Below are 23,820 nucleotides of genomic sequence, written 5' to 3'. Positions count from 1 at the left end.
AGCGTTATAGATTAATAACTCTTTATTATTAGGTCGGGCGATTTTTTAGTTTCTATAGGAATATTATTTTCTTATTTAAACTATCGGCGGCGAGCCTGTTTCCCCAAATAGGGGATAAGAAAAGCCGATAGATTAAAATTCGCATTATTCATTATTGAATGAATCCCCCTTTCTACGCTTAAACGCCGTTAGCAATAATTCTCATCCGGCGCTTGACTCTGGAGTGGACTCCAGGGTGTAGAGTCAACTGAGCAAACCCGTTTAACAGCCCGAAGGGGGACGTTATGCACAATCAGCAAAACCATAATCATCAGGAACATCACCACGCCGAAGGCGGATGCGGCTGCAACCACAGCCACAGCAAAACGCAGCATGGCTGCAGCAGCGAACCGAAAAACGCCGCCGCGCAGGCCGAACAGGCCCACCATCATCACGATCATGGCGATAGCGGCTGCTGCGCCGCCACGCCCGACGATCCGGACGAGGAAAGCGACAGGCTGGCCGCCGCTCCCCCTTCCGGCAGCCAACGTTTCAGCTGGAAAGTCACCGGCATGGACTGCCCCAGCTGCGCCAAGAAAATCGAAAATGCCGTCACCGCACTCCCCGGCGTCGACAGCGCGCGGGTGCTGTTTGCGACCGAGAAACTGGTAGTCGACGCACAGTCCGACATCAGCCTGCGGATCCAGGACGCGGTCGCCCAGGCCGGCTTTACCCTGCTCGGCACTCAGAACGCCAAAGCCGCCGCGCCGAAAACCTCACGCTTCGGCGAATTCGCACCGCTGCTGCTGTTAACTACCTTGATGGTCGTCAGCTGGGTGCTGGATCGGGTTAACCCAGAGCTGGGGCGCATCGCCTTTATCGCCACCACGCTGGTCGGATTGGCGCCGGTCGCCGCCAAGGCGCTGCGTTTGATCCGCTCCGGCACGCCATTCGCCATCGAAACGCTGATGAGCGTGGCGGCCATCGGCGCGCTGTTCATCGGCGCCACCGCCGAAGCGGCGATGGTGCTGCTGTTGTTTATGGTCGGCGAACTGCTGGAATCCTACGCCGCCAACCGCGCGCGACGCGGCGTGACGGCGCTGATGGAGCTGGTGCCGGAAGACGCGTTGCTGCTGCAAGGCACGGAACGCAAACGCGTGCCGGTCGCCAGCCTGCGCCCTGGCGACGTGATTGAAATCGCGCCCGGCGGGCGCCTGCCGGCCGACGCCGAGCTGCTCAATCCGTTCGCCAGCTTCGACGAAAGCGCCCTGACCGGCGAATCGGTGCCGGTCGAGCGCCAGCAGGGCGAGAAAGTGGCCGCCGGCAGCCTGTCCGTCGATCAGGCGGCGCAGATGAAGGTGATCTCCGAGCCCGGCAAAAACGCCATCGACCGCATTCTGCAGCTGATTGAAGAGGCCGAAGAGCGCCGCGCGCCGATCGAACGCTTCCTCGACCGGTTCAGCCGTTATTACACCCCGGCCATTATGCTGCTGGCCGTCGCGGTGATCCTGCTGCCGCCGCTGCTGTTCTCGCAGCCGTGGGATACCTGGATCTATCGCGGCCTGACGCTGCTGCTGATCGGCTGCCCATGCGCATTGGTGATCTCGACCCCGGCGGCCATTACATCCGGGCTGGCGGCCGCCACGCGGCGCGGCGCGCTGATTAAAGGCGGCGCGGCGCTGGAGCAACTGGGCCAGATACAAACCATCGCCTTCGATAAAACCGGCACCCTGACCGAAGGCAAGCCGACGGTGACCGACGTGCTGCCGATCGGCGCGCTCACCGAACAGCGGCTGCTGCAGCTTGCCGCCGCGGTGGAGGCCGGTTCACATCACCCGCTGGCGCAGGCGATCATCAACCGCGCCGCCGCAAGCGGGGCCGAGTTGCCGCTGGCGCAGGCGCGCCGCGCGCTGGCCGGCGTCGGCGTGGAAGGGATCGTGGACGGCAAGACCGTGCTGATCAGCGCGCCGGGCAAGCTGGCGCCGGGCCTGCTCGACGTTCAATGGCAGAGCAAGGTAGACAAGCTGGAAAACGCCGGTAAAACGGCGGTGGTGGTGCTGGAAGACGGCGCGCCCATCGGCTTGCTGGCGCTGCGCGACACGCTGCGCAGCGACGCCAAACAGGCGATAGCCGAACTGAACGCGCTGGGTATTCGCGGCGTGATGCTGACCGGCGACAACCCGCGTGCCGCCGCGGCGATCGCCGGCGAGCTGGGCCTCGACTATCGCGCTAGTCTGTTGCCGGAAGATAAGGTCAACGCGGTCACCGAGCTGAGCGAACTGCGCCCGACGGCGATGATCGGCGACGGCATCAACGACGCCCCGGCGATGAAAGCCTCCAGCATCGGCATCGCCATGGGCAGCGGCACCGACGTGGCATTGGAAACCGCCGACGCCGCCCTGACCCACAACCGGCTGCTGGGCGTCGCTGAGATGATCCGCATCTCGCGCGCCACCCACGCCAATATCCGGCAAAACATCACCATCGCGCTGGGGTTGAAAGGGGTCTTCCTGATCACCAGCCTGCTGGGGCTGACCGGTTTGTGGCTGGCGGTGCTGGCGGACTCCGGCGCCACCGCGCTGGTCACCGCCAACGCGCTGCGGCTGTTGAGAAAGCGCAGCTAAGTTCGGAAACCAATACGGGCGCGGCATAGCGCGCCCGTTGTCATTTCGGGGAAAGGGACTTTTCCTTCATCAACACGACCGTGTCGCCGTTATACACCTTTACGCAGCAGATAACGGTATGGCGCCTGCTCGGTCTCCTGCGCTACCAGCGTGTGCTCCATAAAGCGGCAGAACCCCGGAATATCGCGGGTGGTGGCCGGATCGTCGGCGATAATCAGCAGCGTTTCGCCGTTGTCCATATGGCGCACGGTTTTGCGCACCATCATCACCGGTTCCGGGCAACGCAGGCCCAGCGCGTCGAGCGTCTGGTCTGCCTGGGCAAATAAGTCAGTCATGCAATTTTTCTCGTTCAAAAACGATCGGCGAACGCTCGCCGCATCTCATTAGCGCCTAGTTTACGCCGGTAGTTTTTCTGCGCAAGATGCGTTAACGTTTGCGTTAAATTTAACCATTGCATTGGTTGCGCAAACGCGTATCATGCCGCCGCGCAGCGTTTTTTGCTGTTTTGACAAGACACACTGGGTTCCCTTACCCCACTGCTAAAAAGGCTACAATATGTATTCGTTTACCGCACAGCAGCGCTTCACGGCGTTGGTCTGGCTTTCGCTGTTTCATATCGCCATCATTACCTCCAGCAACTACCTGGTGCAGTTGCCGATCACCGTTTTCGGCTTCCATACCACCTGGGGCGCCTTTACCTTCCCGTTTATCTTCCTCGCAACCGATCTGACCGTGCGCATTTTCGGCGCGCCGCTGGCGCGGCGGATTATCCTGGCGGTGATGGTGCCGGCGCTGTTCATCTCTTACGTGATCTCCACCGTCACCTATCAGGGAGAATGGCAGGGCTTCGCGGCGCTGGGCAGTTTTAACCTGTTCGTGGCGCGCATTGCCGTCGCCAGCTTTATGGCCTACGTACTCGGCCAGATCCTCGACGTTCACGTCTTTAACCGCCTGCGCCAACGCAGCGCCTGGTGGGTGGCGCCGGCGGCGGCGATGTTCTTCGGCAATATCAGCGATACGCTGGCGTTCTTCTTCATCGCCTTCTACAAGAGCAGCGATCCCTTCATGGCCAACAACTGGGTGGAGATCGCGCTGGTGGATTACAGCTTCAAGGTGATGATCTGCCTGCTGTTCTTCCTGCCGATGTACGGCGTGTTGCTGAACATGCTGCTCAAACGCATCGCGGCGCGCAGCGGCAGCCTGCAGCCGGGCTGAGCCGTGTTATTCTGGGCGGCCCTATCCTTTGGAGGCCGCCCATGATCCCAATCGTCCGCACCGCCACGCTCGAAGAAATCCACCGCCTTTACCAACGCATCCCCGAATTCGGCGGCCTGCATAGCCTGGCCGATCTGCAGCGGCGCATCGGCGGTGCCTCCGCCAGCCTGTTGATCGCCGAAATCGACGGCCAGCCGGCCGGTTTCAAACTCGGTTATCAACAGCGGGAAACGGTGTTTTACAGCTGGCTGGGCGGCGTGCTGCCGGCATTTCGTCGCCACGGCGTGGCGCAGGCCTTGTTGGCCGAACAGGAGCGCTGGGCGCGGGCGCAGGGCTATCGCCAACTGACAGTCAAAACCCGTAACCGGTTCCGCGCCATGCTGACGATGCTGCTCGCCCACCACTATCAGATTGTTCAGCTGGAAAAGAAAGGCGAAGTGGCTGATTATCGGCTATTACTGGAGAAAAACTTGTGACAACATCTGCCTTGCATTTCAACCTGGAATAGGTTGCGATACGACAGTGAATCCCTACCGGAAAGGAAGAAGGAAGCCCGATGCGTAAAGTAGCGAAATTGATGGGTATCAGCCTGCTGGCGCTTGGCCTCGCGGCCTGCGACGGCGACACCAAAGACACCAAGGCAGCGTCTGACGGCGCGGCGGCCAGCGCGCCGGCCGGGCAGCAGGTCAGCCTGCTGGACGGTAAACTGGCGTTCACCCTGCCGGTCGGCATGGCGGATCAGAGCGGCAAGCTGGGCAACCAGGCCAACAACATGCATGTTTACGCAGACAGCACCGGCCAGCGCGCGGTGATCGTGATCCTGGGCGACAAGACCGCCGACAGCCTGGAGACCCTGGCCAAGCGCCTGGAGAATACCCAGCGCGCGCGTGACGCCAACCTGCAGGTGATCACCAACAAGGCGCTCGACGTCAACGGCGTGCCGCTGCGTCAGCTGGACAGCATCATCACCAGCGGCGGCGAAAAAGCCTATTCCTCCGTCCTGATCGGCTCGCTGAACAACAACATGCTGACCATTCAGGTGACGCTGCCGGCGGACAATCAGCAGCAGGCGCAGGCCGAAGCCGAAGGCATCATCTCCACCCTGAAGCTGAAGCAGTAATCCCACAGAGGGCCGGCTTGCCGGCCCTCTCGTTTTTATACCAGCGCCTGCGCCAGCAGGGTGATCGGATGCTCGCAGCGCTTGCTGGTGGACATTTCTATCTGCCATTTGCAGGTCTCGCAGTCGGTCACTACCAGATCCACTCCGCTCTCTTCGATTTGCCGGAACAGCGGCGCGCCGATGCCTTGCGAGGTGGCGTAGTTCTCCGATTTGAACCCGTAGGTGCCGGCGATGCCGCAGCACTGCGAATCCAGCACCACCAGCTCCAGTCCCGGTATCTGCTGCAGCAACTCCAGGGTGTAGGCGGTCCAGCCCATCTTCTCCATATGGCAAGGCGTGTGATAAGCCACCCGCAGCGGCGTGCGTTTCAGCGGCAGGCTGCGCCCCTGATTGATCAGGCGATAGAGATAGCGCGTCGCCAGCTCCACCCGATCGCGCACCGGGGTGGTGTCCACGTCCAGCAGATGAGGATATTCGTCGCGCAGGGTGAAGGTGCAGCTCGATGAGGTCGCCACCACCGGAATGCCGCGCTCAAGCACCGCTTCATGCAGCGACTCGGCGTTAACCCTAGCCTGCTTTTTGGCCTGCTCGATAAACCCGTTGGCGATCAGCGGCACGCCGCAGCATTTCTCGCGTTTCAGCAGCTGCACGCCGATATCCAGCGCGTTGAATACCCGGATCAAATCCTTGCCCAGCTGCGGATGGTTATAGTTGACGAAGCAGCCGTGGAAAAACGCCACCTGCTCGGCATAGCGCCGCTGAGCTTGCGCCTGCTGCCGGTACCAGCGGCGGAAAGTGCCGAACGAGTATTTCGGCAGTTCTCGCCGGTGATCGATCTTCAGCGCCTTGTCCAACAGCTTGCGCACCGGTTTCAGCCCGGTGGCGGCGTTGACGATCGGCGCGAACGGCGTCGACAGCGAGCCCATGATATCGGTGTGGCTGAGGATGGCGTCGCGCAGCGTCGGCTTGCTCTGGGCGAAGTCGGCGCGGGCGCGCTGAATGATATCGCCGATTTTGACGTCGGACGGGCAGGCCACTTCACAACGCTTGCAGTTGGTGCAGTATTTCAAGGCTTCGTCGTACAGCGCCGGATCTTTCAGCCGCAGCCGCTCGCCGTCCGGCCCCGCCTGTTTTGGCCCCGGATAGAGCGGGTTCACTTTGGCGACCGGGCAATAGGTGGTGCAGACGGTGCATTTGATGCAGCTTTCAAAGCTGTGGTCCTGATGCAGGCTCATGCGTTTTCCTCCGCGGCGATCTGCTGCGCGACGTGCAGCGCACCGATCAATGACACGCCGGCGCCGCAGCCCTGCTGCAGCGGATCGTAGCCGCCGGCGACCGCGCCGATGGCGTACAGATTGTCGAACGGCATGCCCTGCTTCATCGCCCGCAGCCTGCCGTCGGTGCGCACGCCAAACTGCAAATAAGGCTGCGGCGCGAACAGCTCGCGCCGGCTCCAGTCGGCGCGATCCGCGCGGCTGTGTACGTCCAGCCCGAAGATCGGCTCGCGCACCCCGTCGAAATCCGCCACCAGCCCGTTGCTGAAGAAGCTGCCGCTGGCCAGCACCACCTGCTGCGCCCGCAGCGGAATATCACCGTGGTTGCGGGTATACAGGCCCGTGACGCGGCCGGCTTCGCACTCGGCGCGCAGCACGCTGTCGCCGGGCATGAAAACGCCGCCCAGCTGTTGAAAACGCCGCCGCAGCGTCTGATGCAAGCGCATGCCGGGCACCGAAGGCGGCAGCGTCGGCAGCAGCCGGATCGGCTTGCCGACCGCATCCTGCAGCACCGCCAGCGACGCGTCGTCCTCCAATCCCAAACAGGCCGGCAGAAAGAGCGCGTCGGCTGCCCCCGCCAACCGCCGCAGTTCCTCGGCCATCGGCGGCAGACTTTCCATCAAATCCAGCACCCGGGCGATGTTTACCGCGCGGAACTCGCTGGGGTTATTGCGCAATCTGTCCAGCGCCGGCATGTGCAGATAGGCCACCTCCGTCTCTACGCCGAGCTCCCGGCTCAGAGAGTCGGCGGCCATCTGCGGCTGGAAATCAAGGAAGCCTTCGATGCCGATCACCGCAATGCGCCGCCACGGCAGTTGGCCGGTCAGCGGCAGCGTCGGGATCGCCTGCGGGCTGAGCCAGGTGGCGCGACGCGTGCCAAGCGGCGTAATGCGCAGATGGTTGTTGGCGCCCTCGCCCTGCAAGTTCAGCCCGCAGCGCTCCAACAACCGCTGCGCGGCGGCGGACAGCGCCGCCACCCGGCCGGGCCCGATCAGGGCATACGGATGCTGCGGCGCCTGCTGCGCCAGCTGCGGCAACGCCGCCAGCGGCATTTCGACCGGCGTGCCGTCCGGCAATCTCGCCAGCAGGTCGAGCGAGCCGGAGGAGAAGTAGAGCGCGCTCTGGCCGGAACTGACCACCGCACAGCGCTTGCCCTGTTCGGCCACGGCAATGGCGCAGCTCAGGCCCGCCAGGCCACCGCCAATCACCACTACGTCAAATCGCATCATCCGCCTCCTGCTCCTTGTCGGCCTGGGCTTCAAGCCCGCATAGCCCCTGGTAAACCCAGCTGGTAAATTCACTCTCGCGCAGCGCGTCGCCCCAGGCGATCGGCCGTACGCCTTTCCACCGTTCGTTGAGGAACTGCGACAGCTGCGCGATGGACTGCTGCGGCGTGCTGACGTTAAAGCGCGTCAACAGCCCGGCGGCGCGGCAGGCACAGAGTTCGCCCTGGCAGGTGCCCATGCCGACGCGGGTGCGGCGGCGCAGATCCACCAGGTTATTGACGGTCAGCGAGTTGACCGCATAGCGCACTTCCCCGGCGGTCACCGCCTCGCATTCGCACACCAGGCTGGTGTCGAGCCGATCGGCCGCCGGCACCTGGCTGGCGCGATCGCCGTGGCGGTAAATTGCCGAGCCGCGAATGCTGGCGGGCAGAGAAACCACGCTGCGCACCGTCTCCTCCGCCGACTGGCGGGAGCCGGGCAACGCATCCTGCGCGGTGGTGCACGGGCGGTTTACGCCAAGCTTTTCGCACACCTTGTCGGTGGCCCATTCCGCCATCAGGCGGTAGGTCATCAGCTTGCCGCCGGTGATGGTGATAAACCCTTCCAGCCCGTCGCGGGCGGCGTGATCGAGCAGCACGATGCCGCGGCTGACGTTGCGCCCGCTGGGATCGTCGTCGCTGGCCACCAGCGGCCGTACCCCGGCGTAGGCGCGCAGAATGCGGGTCTGCGCCAGGGTGGGCGCCAACAGCGCCCCCTCGCGGATCAGAATGTCCACTTCCTGCGGGGTCACCAGCATGTTGTCAATTTGGTCGTAGTCGATATGGGTCGAGGTAGTACCGATCAGCGAGATGGTGTCGCCCGGCACCAGGATGTCGGCGTCCGCCGGTTTGCGGCAGCGGTTGATCACCATGTTGTTGATGCGGTGGCCGAGGATCAGCAGCGCCCCCTTGGCCGGGAACATGCGGATGCGCAAATCGGCGTATTCGGCGATCTGCTGGCCCCAGATGCCGGCGGCGTTGACCACCACCGGCGCATGCAGCGCATAGCGCCGCTGATTCTGATGGTCGTAAACGCGCACGCCCGTCACCCGATCGCCGCTGCGCAACAATCCCACCACCTGGTGGTAGGTCAGGATCTGCGCGCCGTGTTCGCGCGCGTCCAACATGTTGGCGGCGGTCAGCCGGAAGGGATCGACGGTGCCGTCCGGCACGCGCACCGCGCCGATCAGCGCCGGGTTAGCCGCCGGCTCCAGCCGCAGCGCCAGCTGCGGGTCGATCGCTTCGGCGCCGATGTCGGCCTGGCGACAGGCGGCGATAAACTGTTGCTGATAGTCCAGCGAGTCCTGCGGCAGGGTGATGAACAGCCCATCGGTGCGCTCGATGCAGTGGTGGGCGATGCGTTTCAGGATGCGGTTTTCTTCGATGCACTCACGCGCCGACTCGCCGTCGGTCACCGCATAGCGCGCGCCGCTGTGCAGCAAACCGTGGTTGCGGCCGGTGGCGCCGGTGGCGATGTCGTGGCGCTCCAGCAAAATGCAGTGCAAGCCGCGCCGCGCGCAGTCGCGGGCGATGCCTGCGCCGGTGGCGCCGCCGCCGATGATGATCACATCCGTTTCGCCGCCGTCAAAATAGCTGCTCATGTCGCTCCCTCAGGATCGGTAGTTATGAGCCTATTGAGCCACGGTTATAAGGGTCTTTGTTTGATAAGGAACAAGAACGAACATCAAACGAAATAAAAATGTCCACAAAAAACCATCAATGTGATCATAATCACGATTTTTGGACGTTTTTCTATTTCATAACGTTAACGAATCGCTCAAAATCCGCCGTGGCTTCATAAAAGTGTAACAATTGCGCCATTCGTCACAGCGACACCAGGCGTATTTGACGACAATGGCGCTCGTTATGGAACACAAAAACACCACATTCGATATCCGCTCAATCATCAAATGAACGTAAAAGGTCATATTGATGTGATAACAGATAAAGCCATCGGAGGCGCTCATGTTGAGTATTTTTAAGCCAGCCGCACACATCGCCCGTGTGCCGAGCGATAAGGTAGACCCGCTCTACCGTAAGCTGCGCTGGCAAATTTTCCTGGGGATCTTCTTCGGTTACGCCGCTTACTATCTGGTGCGTAAGAACTTCACCCTGGCCATGCCTTACCTGATCGAACAAGGCTTCAGCCGCGGTGACCTCGGCTTCGCGCTGTCGGGCATTTCCATCGCCTACGGCTTCTCCAAATTCATCATGGGTTCGGTCTCCGACCGTTCCAACCCGCGAGTGTTCCTGCCTGCCGGCCTGATCCTGGCGGCGGCGGTGATGTTGTTCATGGGCTTCGTGCCGTGGGCCACCTCCAGCATCGCCATCATGTTCGTCCTGCTGTTCCTGTGCGGCTGGTTCCAGGGCATGGGTTGGCCGCCGTGCGGCCGCACCATGGTGCACTGGTGGTCGCAGAAAGAACGCGGCGGCATCGTCTCCATCTGGAACTGCGCCCACAACGTGGGTGGCGGCCTGCCGCCGCTGCTGTTCCTGCTGGGTATGGCCTGGTTCAACGACTGGCACGCGGCGCTGTACATGCCGGCCTTCGGCGCCATCCTGGTGGCCCTGATCGCCTTCGGCCTGATGCGCGACACCCCGCAATCCTGCGGCCTGCCGCCGATTGAAGAGTACAAAAACGACTACCCGGACGACTACAGTGAAAAAGACGAAGAAGAGCTGACCGCCAAGCAGATCTTCATGCAGTATATCCTGCCGAACAAGCTGCTGTGGTACATCGCGGTCGCCAACGTGTTCGTCTACCTGCTGCGTTACGGCATTCTGGACTGGTCGCCGACCTACCTGAAAGAAGTGAAGCACTTCGCGCTGGACAAGTCTTCCTGGGCTTACTTCCTGTATGAATACGCCGGTATCCCGGGCACCCTGCTGTGCGGCTGGATGTCGGACAAAGTGTTCAAAGGCAACCGCGGCGCCACCGGCGTGTTCTTCATGACGCTGGTGACCATCGCCACCGTGGTGTTCTGGATGAACCCGCCGGGCAACCCGACCGTGGACATGATCTGTATGCTGGTCATCGGCTTCCTGATCTACGGCCCGGTGATGCTGATCGGCCTGCACGCGCTGGAGCTGGCGCCGAAGAAAGCCGCCGGTACCGCCGCGGGCTTCACCGGCCTGTTCGGCTACCTGGGCGGCTCGGTCGCGGCCAGCGCCATCGTCGGCTACACCGTAGACTTCTTCGGTTGGGACGGCGGCTTCATGGTGATGATCGGCGGCGGCGTGCTGGCGGTTATCCTGCTGCTGCTGACCATGCTGAACGAAAAGAAACACCACGCGGAAATCGCTGCCGGCAAGCGCGGCTAACCGTCACACGACTTTTGCATGATTTAAAGGCCGCCCTGCGGCCTTTTTACTACCCTGCCCCCAACAACAAGGAGAAAACGGAATGCGGACTCAAGTCAAAGCCCTGCTGACAGGGATCATTCTCGCTACCTCAATGGTCAGCGCCGCGCAGGCGGCGGACAAAGTGGTGATCGCCCACCGCGGCGCCAGCGGCTACCTGCCGGAACACACTCTGCCGGCGAAGGCGATGGCCTACGCGCAGGGCGCCGATTACCTCGAACAAGATCTGGTGATGACCAAAGACAACGAGCTGGTGGTGCTGCACGACCATTACCTCGATCGCGTCACCGACGTCGCCGAACGCTTCCCGGACCGCGCGCGCAAGGACGGCCGTTATTACGCCATCGACTTTACGCTGGCGGAGATCAAATCGCTGAAGTTCACCGAAGGCTTTGAAATCGAAAACGGCAAGAAGGTGCAGGGCTACCCTGGCCGCTTCCCGATGGGCAAATCCGACTTCCGCGTACACACCTTCCAGGAAGAGATCGAGTTCGTGCAGGGTCTGAACCATTCGACCGGCAAGAACATCGGCATCTACCCTGAAATCAAGGCGCCGTGGTTCCACAAACAGGAAGGCAAGGACATCTCCAGCAAAGTGCTGGCGGTGCTCAAGCAATACGGCTACACCGGCAAAAACGACAACGTCTACCTGCAGTGCTTCGACGCCAACGAGCTCAAACGCATCAAGAACGAGCTGGAGCCGAAGCTGGGCATGGATCTGAAGCTGGTGCAGCTGATCGCCTATAACGACTGGCAGGAAACCTACGAGCAGAAAGCCGACGGCAAGTGGGTAGAGTACGACTACGACTGGATGTTCAAGCCGGGCGCGATGCAGAAAATCGCTCAGTATGCCGACGGCATCGGGCCGGACTACCACATGCTGGTGGTGGCGGATAAATCCAAGCCGGGCCACATCGTGCTGACCGACATGGTGAAAGAAGCGCACGCCAGCAAGCTGGCGGTGCATCCGTTTACCATCCGCGCCGATGCGCTGCCGAAGTACGTGACCAACGTGAACCAGCTGTATGACGTGATTTACAACCAGGCCGGCGTCGACGGCGTGTTCACCGACTTCCCGGACAAGGGCGTGCAGTTCCTGCAGAAGCAGGGCCAGCACAAGTAATGCCAAGGGCGCCGCAAGGCGCCCTTGTTATTTCCGAGAAACGTCCGGGTTATGTCAGAGGAACATCTTGCGCAGGTAGTGCGGCACCGCGTTATCGACGTTGGAGCCGATCACTTCCAGCTCCGGCAACATATCCTTCAAGCGCTGATGCGCGTCGCGCATGATGCAGCCCTTGCCGGCCATCGACAGCATCTCCAGATCGTTCATGCCGTCGCCGAAGGCGATGCACTCTTGCAGCGTATAGCCGATGATCTTGGCCACTTCTTCCAGCGCATGCCCTTTCGACACGCCGCCCGCCATCACTTCCAGGCAGGTCGGGAACGAGAAGCTGACGTTGACCCGATCGCCCCAGCGCGCGTTGATGGCGTCTTCCACCTGCAGCAGCCGCTCGTGATCTTCGCAGGTGAAGTAGACCTTGCAGACGCCGTCGGTTTCCAGCAGGCCCGGTTCGAACAGCTGATATTTGAACACCGACTCCTGGAAGAATTCTTCCTGCTCCGGGCTTTCGCGGTTGGTAAACCAATCATCGTTGCGGTAGACGTTGGTGGTGATCTCCGGATCGTCGTGCAGCATGCCGTACAGATCGCGGGCGATATCCTCGTCCAGGTTGTGGCTGAAAATCAGCTCGCCGGCGGTGTTGTGCACCCGCGCGCCGTTGGAGGTGATCATAAAGGCGCTGATCTCCAGGCTGTCGCGGATCTGCGCCACGTCGATATGGTGGCGGCCGGTGGCGAACACGAAATGCACGCCGCGCTGGGTCAGCAACTTCAGCGTTTCTTTGGCGTACGGCGACAGGGTATGGTCGGGAGACAGCAGCGTGCCATCTAAATCGGAAGCGACGACGTGATACATAGCGTTATGTTCTAACCTCTGATGGAGTTGTCGGCGGCAGCGCGCCGCCTAAGTGTTGAGCAAAGAAGCGCAGGATTGCGTTCAGTGCTTCGGCGCGCATCGCGTCCCGCTCGAACAGGATCTCATGGCGTGCGCCGTTGATAACCCACGGGAGCCCCCCTTCGCAAGGGCGCCCCGCGTCTGACAGAGCCTGACAAAAAGCCTGATGCGAACGGTTGTCGACCACCCGTTCCTCACCGGCCTGCAAAAGCAACAGCGGCGTTGTTATCTCCCCGGCCTGAGCGATAATCTGCCGGCCGGCGCGGATGCTCTCCCGCACCCAATGGTAGGTCGGCCCGCCCACCTGCAGCTCGGGGTAATCGGCGTAATAGCGCAGGCTGCGCCGATAGCGCTCGCGGCTGTGGGTCAACACGTTGACCACATAGGGCAACGGACGCCACTGGCCGGTGCCCACCGCGTAGTAGTCGCGGATCGCCGGGCGCGTCTCCACCCAGTCGAGAATACGGTCGGCCAGCCAGCCCGGCATCGGCAACTGGATGCCGAACATCGGCGCGCAAAACGCCGCCGCGTCGAATGCCTGCGGCCGACGCTGCAGGAACTGCGCCAGGATCGCGCCGCCCATCGAATGCGCCAGCGCGAAGCGCTGCCGATAACCGCGCGATTCGACCTCGCGCTGCCAAAGCTGCTCGAAATCGTCCACGTAGTCGGCGAAGTTTACCACATGACCGCGGTGCGTATCCGCCAGTAAACGGCCGGAGCGCCCCTGGCCGCGATGATCGACGATCACCACGTCGTAACCGCAGTGGAACAGATCGTAGGCCACCTCGGGGTATTTCACGTAGCTTTCGATGCGGCCGGGGCTGACCACCACCACCCGCTGATGTCGCGCGGAGCGAAAACGCACAAAGCGGATCGGCACGCCGTCCACGCCGCTGAACTCGCCCTCTTCCCGCAGCCGCCAGAAGTCCAGCAGCGGCCCGGTGGCGAAGGCAGCGAACTGCGTTTCACGCGTTAACCAGTCATCGGAGCTGAGAGTGAACGAGGTCATCGAGAGCGTTTTCCCTGTGGGGCCGGCGGAAAATGTGACCGCTGGCACAAGAAATCATACTAGCGTATTGTGATTCAATTCTTACAAAAAACGGCGCCGCCTCGGCGCATTGTGGCACAAAACGACACTTTCAGGGAGCCGAGAACCATGACCTTGGACTGGTGGTTAACCTACCTGCTGACCACGCTTATCCTCAGCCTGTCCCCCGGCTCAGGCGCCATCAACACCATGAGCACCGGCATCAGCCACGGCTATCGCGGCGCCGCCGCGTCGATCGCCGGGCTGCAGGTCGGTCTGAGCGCGCACATCGTACTGGTGGGCATCGGCCTCGGCGCGCTGATTTCTCAATCGCTGCTGGCGTTCGAGCTGCTGAAATGGCTGGGCGCCGCCTACCTGGTGTGGCTCGGCATCCAGCAATGGCGCGCCGCCGGAGCGCTGGATCTGCATGCGCTGGCGGGCAGCATGCCGCGCCGCCGTCTGTTCCGCCGCGCGGTGCTGGTCAACCTGACCAACCCGAAAAGCATCGTGTTCCTCGCCGCGCTGTTCCCGCAGTTCATCTTGCCCAATCAGCCGCAGGCCGAGCAGTATCTGGTGCTCGGCGTCACTACCGTGGTGGTGGATATTCTGGTGATGATCGGTTACGCCACCCTGGCGACGCGCATCGCCGGCTGGCTGAGAACGCCGCGCCAGATGCAGCTGCTCAACCGGGTGTTCGGTTCGCTGTTCATTTTGGTGGCAGGGCTGCTGGCGACCGCCCGCAAAGCCTGACAAAAAAGGCCGGGCATCGCTGCTCGGCCTTGGGCATGTCACCGCCGGTCAGCGGGTAAAGATCAGGTGTAACCCGAAGCCGGTGAACAGCACCCCCGCCACCCCGTCGATCCACTTGGCCAACCGCTGGTAGCCGCGGCGCATCGCCGGCAGCGCGAACACCACCGCCACCAGGCTGAACCAGACGAAGGTCTCGGCGACGATCAGCAGGAACAGTCCCCAGCGCGCCCCGGCGCCGACGCTGTCACCGACGAACAGCGAGAACACGCTGCCGAAATAGATCACCGCTTTCGGGTTGGACAGATTGGTCAGAAAACCGCGAATAAAGCTGCGCCCGGCCTTCGGCAACGCCACCTGGGCCTCCGCCGCAGGCTGCGCTTGCTGCGCCCGCGCGGAGCGCAGCAGTTGCCACCCCATCCAGCACAGGTAAATGCCGCCGCCGACCATGATTATCTGATGCAGCCAAGCCATCTTCTGCAGGATCAGATGCAGACCCATCAACGCCACGCCGGCCCACACCACGATGCCGAGAGAAATGCCGACCACGCCCATCATCGCCTCGCGGCGCGAGCGGCTGGCAGCGGTTTGCGACACGAAAAAGAAGTCCGGCCCCGGGCTCATCAGCGCAATCAGATGCACCAGCGCCACGGTGAGAAACAGCATCAGCATGATTTATCGCCCTCAGTCTTCGTCATTGTCGAGATGGTCGCGGATCATCGCCATAAAGGGCGCGCCGAAACGCTCCAGTTTGCGCTGACCGACGCCGTTGACGCTCAGCAGATCGCCGGCCTTGATCGGCATCTGTTCGGCCATTTCCAGCAGCGTGGCGTCGTTGAACACCACGTAGGGTGGAATATTTTCTTCGTCGGCGATCGATTTGCGCAATTTGCGCAGCTTGGCGAACAGCTTGCGATCGTAATTGCCGCCGTAGGATTTCTGGTTGGCGCTGCCGCGCGACTTCAGGCTCTGGATACGCGGCACCGCCAGCTGCAGCGCCACTTCGCCGCGCAACACCGGGCGCGCCGCCTCGGTCAATTGCAGCGCCGAGTGCATGGCGATGTTCTGGGTGATAAAGCCCAGGTGGATCAGCTGACGCAGCACGCTGGTCCAGTGTTCGGTGGTTTGATCGCGGCCGATGCCGTACACCGGCAGCTTATCGTGGCCGTATTCGCGAATGCGCTGGTTGTTGGAGCCGCGCAGCACTTCCACGATGTACCCCAGGCCGAAGCGCTGGCCGACGCGGTACACGCAGGACAGCGCCTTGCGCGCATCCTCCAGCCCGTCATAGCGCTTCGGCGGATCGAGGCAGATGTCGCAGTTGCCGCAGTTCTCGTGCTTGCCTTCGCCAAAGTAGTTGAGCAGCACCAAGCGACGGCAGGTTTGCGCCTCGGCGAACGCGCCCATGGCGTTCAGCTTGTGGCGTTCGATATCCAGCTGCTGTCCGGCGGGTTTTTCCTCCAGACAGCGGCGCAGCCAGGCCATGTCGGCCGGATCGTACAGCAGGATGGCTTCGGCCGGCAGACCGTCGCGCCCGGCGCGGCCGGTCTCCTGATAATAGGATTCGATATTGCGCGGAATGTCGAAATGCACCACGAAGCGCACGTTGGGTTTGTTGATGCCCATGCCGAAGGCGACGGTGGCCACCACCACCTGCAGATCGTCGCGCTGGAACGCTTCCTGCACCTGCGCACGGCGATCGTTGTCCAGCCCGGCGTGGTAGGCGCCGACGCTCAGCCCGCGGCTTTGCAGACGCGCGGCGGTGTCTTCCACCTTGGCGCGGCTGTTGCAATAGATAATGCCGCTCTTGCCGCGCTGATCCTGCACGAAGCGCCACAGCTGATCGAGCGGCTTGAATTTTTCCACCAGCGTGTAGCGGATGTTCGGCCGGTCGAAGCTGCTGACCTGCACCAGCGGATCCTGCAACGACAGCAGGCGCACGATATCGCCGCGGGTGGACTCGTCGGCGGTGGCGGTCAGCGCGATCACCGGCATCGACGGGAAGCGCTGTTTCAGCTGACCCAGCGCGCGATATTCCGGCCGGAAGTCATGGCCCCACTGCGAAATACAGTGCGCCTCATCCACCGCCAGCATCGCCGGCGGGCAGTGGTCGAGCAGGTTGAGGAAGCTTTCCATCATCAGCCGTTCCGGCGCGATGTACAGCATCTTAATGGTGCCGTTGCGGCAGCCGGCCATGACGTCCAGCTGCTCCTCGCGGGTTTGCGTCGAGTTGTAGCAGGCGGCGGAAACGCCGTAGGCCAACAGTTGGTCGACCTGGTCCTTCATCAGCGAGATCAGTGGGGAAACCACCAGGGTCAGGCCGTCCATCACCAGCGCCGGGATTTGGTAACACAGCGACTTGCCGCCGCCGGTCGGCATCACCACCAGGCAATCCTGCCCGCCGATCGCGGCGTTGATAATCGTTTGTTGGCCCGGACGGAATTGCTGGTAGCCGAAGGTATCGCGCAATACCTGCTCGGCCAGCAACTCTCTGTTAATCACTGCTGCGGTTGACACACACTTCCCCATTTTTTCATCGGTACACACCCACCGGGTATGATTACATAATATCGTTCAGCATGACACCAACGCCCACCCGTGTCTGCCGGAAGTTATAGTCGATCAGCGATTCGCCGTAGCCGCTGAACACCTGGGTATAGAATCGCACGTTGCGGGTGATCGGATAGCTCCAGCCCAGTTCCGCGCCGCCGTAGCCGCTGTTCCAGTTGTAGTGGCTGTCGACGCTGAACACGCTGTCACCCCAGGCGTAACCGACCTTCAGCCGGTAGTATCCCATGTATTTGGTGATGTCCGGGTTGTCGTCGTTGCTCGAGCTCTCCGAGAAACGGAACCAGGGCTTGAGATCCACCTGCCAGTTGCCGTTTTGCGCCATCAGCCGCGCATAGCCGCGATTCCAGCTGCGCGACGTCGGGTCCGAGCGGCCATTGGACTGATGGTTAACGCCGATTTCAACATCGCGCAGCGTCCAACCGGCAAAGCGGTAATCGGTCGCCCACCCCACGAACAGCTGCGGCTCGTAGTTGGTCTCGCGGAACGGTGAAGACTCGCCGCGGTTGGACAATTGCCACCAGGAGCGCTGAGTATAAGACGCGCCGAGCACCGAGTTGTCGCCGGCAATGCCCCGCCACAGCGGAAACGCCAGGCTAAGCTGGTATTTCACCTCGTCCTTGCGCGCCTTGTCGGCCCAGTTGTATGTCTTGATGGCTTCTTGGTTGATATCGCTGGTGTCGGTATACAGCAGATAATTGGGATCGTAAGGGTACAGCGTGAACGGATTATCGTGCTCCTGCAGCAGGTTGGCGATAATGCTGCCGCGCACTGCCGGCTTATCGTGAATCTGCTGCTCTTTGGCTTCCTCAGCCAATGCCAGCGCCGGTATCAGCAGCGTGGCGGAAACGATCCCTGACAAAATGCGCATAACCTCTCCTCACTCCAACGAAAAAGGGCAATCCCGGAAAAAATCAGGCCATTTTACACACAAAGGAGGCTTTACCGCAGCGCAGGCCGGTTTTATTGGAATAGTCTGGAAAGCAACAAAGGTTAAGCATAAAATCAACACTCCATTAACCTGGACTGACCAGTTAGCTCCCTTAAAACGCAAAAGAAAAACGGAAACCCGCTATGTCGACCACACCACTGACCCTGGAAGCCGCCCGCCGCAAGATCGGCGAAATCTTTGTCTACCACATGCCGTTCAACCGCGAGCTTGGCCTGGAGCTGCGCCGCTTCGACGATGATTACGTCGAGCTGAGCTTCACCAACCAGCGCAAGCTGGTGGGCAACGCCGCACAGGAAATTCTGCACGGCGGCGTGATCGCCGCGGTGCTCGACGTCGCCGCCGGGCTGGCCTGCGCCGGCGGGGTGCTGACGCGCATGGAGCCGCTGATCGAAGAAGAGATCGCCGCCAAACTGTCGCGTATGGGCACCATCGATCTGCGCGTCGACTACCTGCGCCCCGGCCGCGGCGAACACTTCGTCGCCTCCGCCAGCGTGCTGCGCAGCGGCAATAAGGTCGCCGTCGCCCGCGTAGAACTGCATAACCACGACGGCCTGCATATCGCGACCGCGACCGCCACCTATCTGGTCGGCTGATGATTGTGTGCGGTGGGCGTCTTCAGTACACTCACCGCATCTTACGTTCCCCACCGAGTGACGTCATGGACGCAAAGCAAACGCGTCAGGGCATTTTCTTCGCCCTGGCCGCCTATTTTATGTGGGGCATCGCCCCGGCCTATTTCAAACTGATTCAGCAAGTATCCGCGGACGAGATCCTTACCCACCGGATCATCTGGTCGTTTTTCTTCATGCTGGCGCTGATCACGCTGGGCCGCAACTGGCCGAAAGTGCGCGCCGCCTGCCAAAATCGCAAACGGCTGCTGCTGCTGGCGGTCACCGCGCTGTTGATCGGCGGCAACTGGCTGCTGTTCATCTGGGCGGTGAACAACCACCATATGCTGGAAGCCAGCCTGGGCTACTTCATCAACCCGCTGGTTAACGTGCTGTTGGGGATGCTGTTTCTCGGCGAGCGCTTTCGCCGCATGCAGTGGGTGGCGGTGGCGCTGGCGTTCACCGGGGTGCTGGTGCAGCTCTGGCAGTTCGGTTCGTTGCCGATCATCGGTCTGGGGCTGGCGTTCAGCTTCGCCTTCTACGGCCTGCTGCGCAAGAAAATCGCCATCGACGCCCAGACCGGCATGCTGATCGAAACGCTGTGGCTGCTGCCGGTGGCGGCGGCCTATCTGTTCCTGTTCGCCGACAGCCCCACCAGCCACCTGAGCGCCAACCCGTGGTCGCTGAACCTGCTGCTGGTCGCCGCCGGCATCGTCACCACCGTGCCGCTGCTGTGCTTCACCGCGGCGGCCACCCGGCTTCGCCTGTCGACGCTCGGTTTCTTCCAGTATCTCGGCCCGACGCTGATGTTCCTGCTGGCGATCACCTTCTACGGCGAAACCGTCGGCCAGGACAAACTGGTGACCTTCGGCTTTATCTGGGCGGCGCTGATCCTGTTTACCCTCGACGCGCTCTACACCCAGCGCAAGCTGCGCTGAGCCCGGCGCCGCCGGGTTACAGCCAGTTCTTGCGCTTGAAGTACAGGTAAGGGGCCAGACCGGCCAGGATCATCAAGGTGATGGCGCCCGGGTAGCCGAACGACCATTTCAGCTCCGGCATGAATTCGAAGTTCATGCCGTAGCTGGAGGCCACCAGCGTCGGCGGCAGGAACACCACCGACACCACCGAGAAGATCTTGATGATGCGGTTCTGCTCGATGTTGATGAAGCCCATCGCCGCCTGCATCAGGAAGTTCACCTTCTGGAACAGCGATTCGTTGTGCGGCAGCAGGGATTCGATGTCGCGCAGCACTTCACGCGCCTGCTCCAGCTGGCCGGTCGGCAAACGCGCCTTGCGCACCAGGAAGTTGAGCGCGCGCTGGGTATCCATCAGACACAAACGCACCTTCCAGCCGATATCTTCCAGCTCCGCCAGCGTCGATAGCGCGGCGTCGTATTCATCGCCCTGATGCCCTTCCATGATCACCCGGCTGAGCTGTTCCAGATCGCTGTAGATGTTCTCTATCTCGTCCGCCAGCTGTTCAATCTTGGTTTCGAACAGATCCAGCAGCAGTTCGTAGGCGTTGCCTTCGAGCATGGTCTGGTTGCGGGCGCGCATGCGGTACAGGCGAAACGCCGGCAGTTCACGCTCGCGCAGGGTATACAGGCGGCCGTCGCGGATGGTGAACGCCACCGTGGAGTTGCCGGCGTGATCTTCCGCATCTTCAAAGTAGAAGAAGGAGTGGATATGCAGACCGTCTTCATCTTCGAAGAAACGGGCGGAGGCTTCGATGTCGTCCAGTTCGGGACGCGTCGCCAGGCTTTGTCCCAGCTCATTCTGCACGCGCTCACGCTCGCCCTCTTCCGGCTCGACCAGATCAACCCACAGCGATGACGTGAGATCATCCGAGTCGTCCAGCTCCAGACGGGACAAGCGGCGGTTATCTAATTTAAAAGCGCTCAGCATGTGCCAAAACTCCGTGAAGGTAACGGGTGCGGACAACGCGTTGAAGCACAGAAACAGAGGGGATGCGTATCACCGATTTGTTTCAGACCATGAAGAGATCTGACTCATAGCGACGCTTTGCGGGGTCGCCGACAACCACGAAGGCTATCAGCAAAAACGGAGAGCCTTAGAAGTTATACCTGCGGCGCAGGTCAGTGAGCCAGTATCTACTGGGTGTGTCCAAGGCGTCTGTCCTCAATGATAATAGTGCGCGCATGTTACGCCGAGAAGAAAAAGCCTGTCAACACGTTAGGCGGGATAATTGCGCAACAAATCATCACGATGTTCAATGGCAAAAATGGCGCCTAAACCGTACTGAAAAAGTCGCGGCGATCGCTTACCGCCACCAAGAATGTTGCTAAGATGACATCACCCTAATGGTACGACAAGCATGCGGATTTAAACGATGAAACAGATTACCGCCCATGAACTGACCGCGATGAGCGAACAGGCCGCCAGCGTGCCCCGCCTGCGCGCGCACCGCACCTTACACGAAGAGTTGAGCGACCCGGTGCAACGCCTGGCGATCGCCATGGAACCCGGCACCTATATCCGCCCGCACCGTCACCCGCAAACCTGGGAACTGCTGACGCCGCTGCGCGGCCGTTTTGTCGTGCTGCAGTTCAACGATGACGGCGTCGTGATGCAGCGCACCCTGCTCGGCGAAGAAACCAAAGTGCTGGAGATGCCGGCATTTACCTGGCATGCGGTGTTGTCAGTCGATGCCGGCGGCGTGGTGTTCGAAGTAAAGCAGGGCCCGTATCAGGCGTTGACCGAAGAGGACTGCATGCCGTGGGCACCGCAGGAAGGCGGTGAAGGCACCGAAGCGGTGATGCGCTGGTATGCCACCGCGCAGGTCGGCGACCGCTACCCTCACTGATCCTGAACGATTGCAGGGGCTGCCCCCTGCAACGCGCCCCTCTCTTTTATACCGTTTCCAGGCGAGCGTAGGCCGCCACCAGCCACTTGATGCCCTCGCCTGGGAAGGCGATCTGCAGCCGGCTGTGCTCGCCGCTGCCCTCCAGATTGACGATGGTGCCTTCGCCAAACTTGGGATGGCGCACGCGCTGGCCCAGCTTGTAGCCGGTATCGTTCTCGCTGATCGGCGTGCCCATACGGCGGTGATTGACCGGGCGCGATACGCTGGCGCGCAGGCGCACTTCTTCCACGCACTCTTCCGGCAGTTCGCCGATAAAGCGCGACGGCCGGTGGTAAACCTCTTTGCCATACAGACGGCGCGTTTCGGCATAGGTCAGCGTCAGCTTCTGCATGGCGCGCGTTACGCCCACATAGGCCAGGCGGCGCTCCTCCTCCAGACGGCCGCCTTCATCCAGCGACATCTGGCTCGGGAACATGCCCTCTTCCATGCCGACGATAAACACCAGCGGGAACTCCAGCCCCTTGGCCGAGTGCAGGGTCATCAGCTGCACTGCGTCCTGATAGGCGTCGGCCTGGCCTTCGCCCGCTTCCAGCGCCGCATGCGACAGGAACGCCTGCAGCGGCATCAGATCCTGATCTTCGTCCTGATAGCTGAACTGGCGCGTCGCCGTCACCAATTCCTCAAGGTTTTCGATGCGCGCCTGCCCCTTTTCGCCTTTCTCCTGCTCATACATGATGAACAGCCCGGAATCGCGGATCACCCGGTCGGTCTGCACGTGCAGCGGCATGTCGGCGGTTTCGTGCGCCAGCGACTCCACCAGTTCGATAAAGCGCTGCAGCGCCGACGCAGCGCGGCCGGCCAACACCTTGTCCTGCATCAGCTCGCGCGTCGCCTGCCACAGCGTCAGCTGGCGATCGCGCGCCGCCTGGCGCACCACGTCGAGGGTGCGATCGCCGATGCCGCGCGTCGGGGTGTTGACCACGCGCTCGAAGGCTGCGTCGTCGTTGCGGTTGGAAATGAGGCGCAGGTAAGCCAGCGCATCCTTGATTTCCTGGCGTTCGAAGAAGCGCTGGCCGCCGTAGATGCGGTACGGCATCGCCGTCTGCAGCAGCGCCTCTTCCAGCACGCGCGACTGGGCGTTGCTGCGGTACAGGATGGCGCAGTCGTTCAGCGCGCCGCCGTTGTCCTGCCAGGTCTTGATGCGGTTGACCACGAAGCGCGCTTCGTCGAGTTCGTTGAAGGCGCAGTAGATGGAGATCGGTTCGCCTTCGCCGCCTTCGGTCCACAGGTTTTTGCCCATGCGCCCGTCGTTGTTGGCGATCAGGGTGTTGGCCGCTTTCAGGATGTTGCTGGTGGAACGGTAGTTCTGCTCCAGGCGGATGGTTTCCGCGCCGGGGAAATCTTTCAGGAAGCGCTGGATGTTTTCCACCTGCGCGCCGCGCCAGCCGTAGATCGACTGGTCATCGTCGCCGACGATCATCACGTTGCTGTTGCCGCCCGCCAGCAGGCGGATCCAAGCGTACTGGATACTGTTGGTATCCTGGAATTCGTCCACCAGCACGTTGGTGAAACGTTCGCGGTAGTGGTTGAGGATATGCGGCTTGTTCAGCCACAGCTCGTGCGCGCGCAGCAGCAGCTCGGCGAAATCCACCAGCCCCGCGCGATCGCAGGCTTCCTGATAGGCCTGGTAGATGCGCAGCCAGGTGGCTTCTACCGGGTTGTTGTAGGTCTCGACGTGCTGCGGGCGCAGGCCCTCGTCTTTCTTGCCGTTGATGTACCACATCGCCTGACGCGGCGGCCACTGCTTCTCGTCGACGTTCAGCGCCTTGATGATGCGCTTGAGCAGCCGCAGCTGGTCGTCGCTGTCGAGGATCTGGAAATCCTGCGGCAGGTTGGCTTCCAGGTGGTGGGCGCGCAACAGACGGTGCGCCAGGCCGTGGAAGGTGCCGATCCACATGCCGCCCTGGCTGGTGCCGATCAGATGTTCGATACGGTGGCGCATTTCCGCCGCCGCCTTGTTGGTGAAGGTCACCGCCATGATCGAATACGGCGAGCAGTTCTCCACCGACAGCAGCCAGGCGATGCGATGCACCAGCACCCGCGTCTTGCCGCTGCCCGCTCCGGCCAGAACCAACAGGTTGCTGCGCGGCGCCGCCACGGCTTCACGTTGTTTTTCATTCAGGCTGTCGAGCAGATCGGAGACGTCCATAGGCACCACTAATGGTTAAGGGAAAACCCGCCGCT

At 61.9% G+C, this 23,820-nt stretch carries 21 protein-coding genes; 10 read left to right on the top strand and 11 right to left on the bottom strand.

The features are described 5' to 3' along the window. Window positions 1-284: 284 nt before the first annotated feature. On the top strand, window positions 285-2,603 hold the full coding sequence (locus SSARUM_RS00850; protein WP_039568114.1) for a zinc/cadmium/mercury/lead-transporting ATPase: 2,319 nt from the start codon (window positions 285-287) through the stop codon (window positions 2,601-2,603). Window positions 2,604-2,692: 89 nt separating this feature from the next. Here SSARUM_RS00850 and tusA read toward each other — a convergent pair whose 3' ends face one another. Then, the gene (gene tusA / locus SSARUM_RS00845; protein WP_025304890.1) at window positions 2,693-2,938 is read right to left on the bottom strand and encodes a sulfurtransferase TusA; all 246 of its coding nucleotides are present in this window, start codon (window positions 2,936-2,938) and stop codon (window positions 2,693-2,695) included. Between the two features lie 220 nt (window positions 2,939-3,158). On the opposite strand from tusA, the gene SSARUM_RS00840 reads away from it, so the two are divergent. The 3 genes from SSARUM_RS00840 (at window position 3,159) to SSARUM_RS00830 (ending at window position 4,938) form a co-directional block, all read left to right on the top strand. Then, window positions 3,159-3,818: a 7-cyano-7-deazaguanine/7-aminomethyl-7-deazaguanine transporter gene (locus tag SSARUM_RS00840; protein WP_033636672.1), complete on the top strand. Its 660-nt coding sequence runs from the start codon at window positions 3,159-3,161 to the stop codon at window positions 3,816-3,818. A 41-nt stretch (window positions 3,819-3,859) separates the two neighbouring features. Next, the gene (locus tag SSARUM_RS00835; protein WP_060431201.1) at window positions 3,860-4,294 is read left to right on the top strand and encodes a GNAT family N-acetyltransferase; all 435 of its coding nucleotides are present in this window, start codon (window positions 3,860-3,862) and stop codon (window positions 4,292-4,294) included. 80 nt (window positions 4,295-4,374) lie between these two features. Beyond that, a complete protein-coding gene (locus tag SSARUM_RS00830) occupies window positions 4,375-4,938 on the top strand; it encodes a DcrB family lipoprotein (RefSeq protein ID WP_033636670.1) in 564 nt (187 codons plus the stop codon). Between the two features lie 35 nt (window positions 4,939-4,973). Here the strand turns inward: SSARUM_RS00830 and glpC are convergent, their stop codons facing one another. Genes glpC through glpA form a run of 3 tightly spaced genes read right to left on the bottom strand, consistent with a single transcriptional unit; the run spans window position 4,974 to window position 9,077 of the window. Next, window positions 4,974-6,173, bottom strand: coding sequence for an anaerobic glycerol-3-phosphate dehydrogenase subunit GlpC (glpC, locus tag SSARUM_RS00825; protein ID WP_049195212.1), 1,200 nt, complete (start codon window positions 6,171-6,173; stop codon window positions 4,974-4,976). Continuing rightward, window positions 6,170-7,438 carry a glycerol-3-phosphate dehydrogenase subunit GlpB gene (gene glpB / locus SSARUM_RS00820; protein WP_060431203.1) on the bottom strand — a complete coding sequence of 423 codons (1,269 nt, stop codon included), beginning with the start codon at window positions 7,436-7,438 and terminating at the stop codon, window positions 6,170-6,172. The genes glpC and glpB overlap by 4 nt, the downstream gene beginning before the upstream one ends. After that, window positions 7,428-9,077 (bottom strand): anaerobic glycerol-3-phosphate dehydrogenase subunit A, encoded by a 1,650-nt coding sequence (gene glpA, locus SSARUM_RS00815; protein ID WP_282494081.1) that lies wholly within the window; start codon window positions 9,075-9,077, stop codon window positions 7,428-7,430. Before glpA ends, glpB begins: the two co-directional genes overlap by 11 nt. Window positions 9,078-9,441: 364 nt before the next feature. Between glpA and glpT the strand changes: the two genes are divergently transcribed. Both glpT and glpQ read left to right on the top strand, forming a co-directional pair. Then, the gene (gene glpT / locus SSARUM_RS00810; RefSeq protein ID WP_033636663.1) at window positions 9,442-10,797 is read left to right on the top strand and encodes a glycerol-3-phosphate transporter; all 1,356 of its coding nucleotides are present in this window, start codon (window positions 9,442-9,444) and stop codon (window positions 10,795-10,797) included. A gap of 82 nt (window positions 10,798-10,879) precedes the next feature. Then, complete coding sequence (glpQ, locus tag SSARUM_RS00805; protein ID WP_041037198.1) at window positions 10,880-11,959, top strand: glycerophosphodiester phosphodiesterase; 1,080 nt, start codon at window positions 10,880-10,882, stop codon at window positions 11,957-11,959. Window positions 11,960-12,013: 54 nt separating this feature from the next. On the opposite strand, the gene yigL is transcribed toward glpQ, so the two are convergent. Both yigL and pldB read right to left on the bottom strand, forming a co-directional pair. After that, window positions 12,014-12,811 (bottom strand): sugar/pyridoxal phosphate phosphatase YigL, encoded by a 798-nt coding sequence (gene yigL / locus SSARUM_RS00800; protein WP_033636660.1) that lies wholly within the window; start codon window positions 12,809-12,811, stop codon window positions 12,014-12,016. 4 nt (window positions 12,812-12,815) lie between these two features. Next, complete coding sequence (gene pldB / locus SSARUM_RS00795; protein WP_033649643.1) at window positions 12,816-13,859, bottom strand: lysophospholipase L2; 1,044 nt, start codon at window positions 13,857-13,859, stop codon at window positions 12,816-12,818. A gap of 147 nt (window positions 13,860-14,006) precedes the next feature. Here pldB and rhtB point away from each other — a divergent pair, with 147 nt between their 5' ends. Next, window positions 14,007-14,627 carry a homoserine/homoserine lactone efflux protein gene (gene rhtB / locus SSARUM_RS00790; protein WP_025304879.1) on the top strand — a complete coding sequence of 207 codons (621 nt, stop codon included), beginning with the start codon at window positions 14,007-14,009 and terminating at the stop codon, window positions 14,625-14,627. 48 nt (window positions 14,628-14,675) lie between these two features. Here rhtB and rhtC read toward each other — a convergent pair whose 3' ends face one another. Genes rhtC through pldA form a run of 3 tightly spaced genes read right to left on the bottom strand, consistent with a single transcriptional unit; the run spans window position 14,676 to window position 18,063 of the window. Beyond that, window positions 14,676-15,296, bottom strand: coding sequence for a threonine export protein RhtC (rhtC, locus tag SSARUM_RS00785; protein WP_016929486.1), 621 nt, complete (start codon window positions 15,294-15,296; stop codon window positions 14,676-14,678). A 12-nt stretch (window positions 15,297-15,308) separates the two neighbouring features. Further along, the gene (gene recQ / locus SSARUM_RS00780; RefSeq protein ID WP_033636658.1) at window positions 15,309-17,141 is read right to left on the bottom strand and encodes an ATP-dependent DNA helicase RecQ; all 1,833 of its coding nucleotides are present in this window, start codon (window positions 17,139-17,141) and stop codon (window positions 15,309-15,311) included. A 43-nt stretch (window positions 17,142-17,184) separates the two neighbouring features. Beyond that, complete coding sequence (gene pldA / locus SSARUM_RS00775; protein WP_060431206.1) at window positions 17,185-18,063, bottom strand: phospholipase A; 879 nt, start codon at window positions 18,061-18,063, stop codon at window positions 17,185-17,187. A 203-nt stretch (window positions 18,064-18,266) separates the two neighbouring features. Between pldA and SSARUM_RS00770 the strand changes: the two genes are divergently transcribed. Further along, window positions 18,267-18,737 carry a thioesterase family protein gene (locus tag SSARUM_RS00770; RefSeq protein WP_033636656.1) on the top strand — a complete coding sequence of 157 codons (471 nt, stop codon included), beginning with the start codon at window positions 18,267-18,269 and terminating at the stop codon, window positions 18,735-18,737. Window positions 18,738-18,802: 65 nt separating this feature from the next. After that, on the top strand, window positions 18,803-19,690 hold the full coding sequence (rarD, locus tag SSARUM_RS00765) for an EamA family transporter RarD (protein ID WP_033636655.1): 888 nt from the start codon (window positions 18,803-18,805) through the stop codon (window positions 19,688-19,690). A gap of 16 nt (window positions 19,691-19,706) precedes the next feature. On the opposite strand, the gene corA is transcribed toward rarD, so the two are convergent. Then, window positions 19,707-20,657 (bottom strand): magnesium/cobalt transporter CorA, encoded by a 951-nt coding sequence (corA, locus tag SSARUM_RS00760; protein ID WP_004934262.1) that lies wholly within the window; start codon window positions 20,655-20,657, stop codon window positions 19,707-19,709. 445 nt (window positions 20,658-21,102) lie between these two features. Here corA and SSARUM_RS00755 point away from each other — a divergent pair, with 445 nt between their 5' ends. Then, window positions 21,103-21,576 (top strand): WbuC family cupin fold metalloprotein, encoded by a 474-nt coding sequence (locus SSARUM_RS00755; RefSeq protein ID WP_060431208.1) that lies wholly within the window; start codon window positions 21,103-21,105, stop codon window positions 21,574-21,576. A 46-nt stretch (window positions 21,577-21,622) separates the two neighbouring features. Here the strand turns inward: SSARUM_RS00755 and uvrD are convergent, their stop codons facing one another. Next, entirely contained in the window at window positions 21,623-23,785 is a 2,163-nt protein-coding gene (uvrD, locus tag SSARUM_RS00750; protein WP_033649640.1) for a DNA helicase II, read from the bottom strand. Window positions 23,786-23,820: the final 35 nt, after the last annotated feature.

It is taken from the genome of Serratia sarumanii (assembly GCF_029962605.1).
Classification (GTDB): domain Bacteria; phylum Pseudomonadota; class Gammaproteobacteria; order Enterobacterales; family Enterobacteriaceae; genus Serratia; species Serratia sarumanii.
Note: the sequence above shows the minus strand (reverse complement) of the source record. Positions and strands in the feature narration are given on the sequence as shown.

Bases quoted from the DNA above. Each gene is read 5' to 3' on its own strand.
- SSARUM_RS00850 (WP_039568114.1), top strand. From the start codon at position 285: ATGCACAATCAGCAAAACCATAATCATCAGGAACATCACCACGCCGAA.
- tusA (WP_025304890.1), bottom strand. From the start codon at position 2,938: ATGACTGACTTATTTGCCCAGGCAGACCAGACGCTCGACGCGCTGGGC.
- SSARUM_RS00840 (WP_033636672.1), top strand. From the start codon at position 3,159: ATGTATTCGTTTACCGCACAGCAGCGCTTCACGGCGTTGGTCTGGCTT.
- SSARUM_RS00835 (WP_060431201.1), top strand. From the start codon at position 3,860: ATGATCCCAATCGTCCGCACCGCCACGCTCGAAGAAATCCACCGCCTT.
- SSARUM_RS00830 (WP_033636670.1), top strand. From the start codon at position 4,375: ATGCGTAAAGTAGCGAAATTGATGGGTATCAGCCTGCTGGCGCTTGGC.
- glpC (WP_049195212.1), bottom strand. From the start codon at position 6,173: ATGAGCCTGCATCAGGACCACAGCTTTGAAAGCTGCATCAAATGCACC.
- glpB (WP_060431203.1), bottom strand. From the start codon at position 7,438: ATGCGATTTGACGTAGTGGTGATTGGCGGTGGCCTGGCGGGCCTGAGC.
- glpA (WP_282494081.1), bottom strand. From the start codon at position 9,077: ATGAGCAGCTATTTTGACGGCGGCGAAACGGATGTGATCATCATCGGC.
- glpT (WP_033636663.1), top strand. From the start codon at position 9,442: ATGTTGAGTATTTTTAAGCCAGCCGCACACATCGCCCGTGTGCCGAGC.
- glpQ (WP_041037198.1), top strand. From the start codon at position 10,880: ATGCGGACTCAAGTCAAAGCCCTGCTGACAGGGATCATTCTCGCTACC.
- yigL (WP_033636660.1), bottom strand. From the start codon at position 12,811: ATGTATCACGTCGTCGCTTCCGATTTAGATGGCACGCTGCTGTCTCCC.
- pldB (WP_033649643.1), bottom strand. From the start codon at position 13,859: ATGACCTCGTTCACTCTCAGCTCCGATGACTGGTTAACGCGTGAAACG.
- rhtB (WP_025304879.1), top strand. From the start codon at position 14,007: ATGACCTTGGACTGGTGGTTAACCTACCTGCTGACCACGCTTATCCTC.
- rhtC (WP_016929486.1), bottom strand. From the start codon at position 15,296: ATGCTGATGCTGTTTCTCACCGTGGCGCTGGTGCATCTGATTGCGCTG.
- pldA (WP_060431206.1), bottom strand. From the start codon at position 18,063: ATGCGCATTTTGTCAGGGATCGTTTCCGCCACGCTGCTGATACCGGCG.
- SSARUM_RS00770 (WP_033636656.1), top strand. From the start codon at position 18,267: ATGTCGACCACACCACTGACCCTGGAAGCCGCCCGCCGCAAGATCGGC.
- rarD (WP_033636655.1), top strand. From the start codon at position 18,803: ATGGACGCAAAGCAAACGCGTCAGGGCATTTTCTTCGCCCTGGCCGCC.
- corA (WP_004934262.1), bottom strand. From the start codon at position 20,657: ATGCTGAGCGCTTTTAAATTAGATAACCGCCGCTTGTCCCGTCTGGAG.
- SSARUM_RS00755 (WP_060431208.1), top strand. From the start codon at position 21,103: ATGAAACAGATTACCGCCCATGAACTGACCGCGATGAGCGAACAGGCC.
- uvrD (WP_033649640.1), bottom strand. From the start codon at position 23,785: ATGGACGTCTCCGATCTGCTCGACAGCCTGAATGAAAAACAACGTGAA.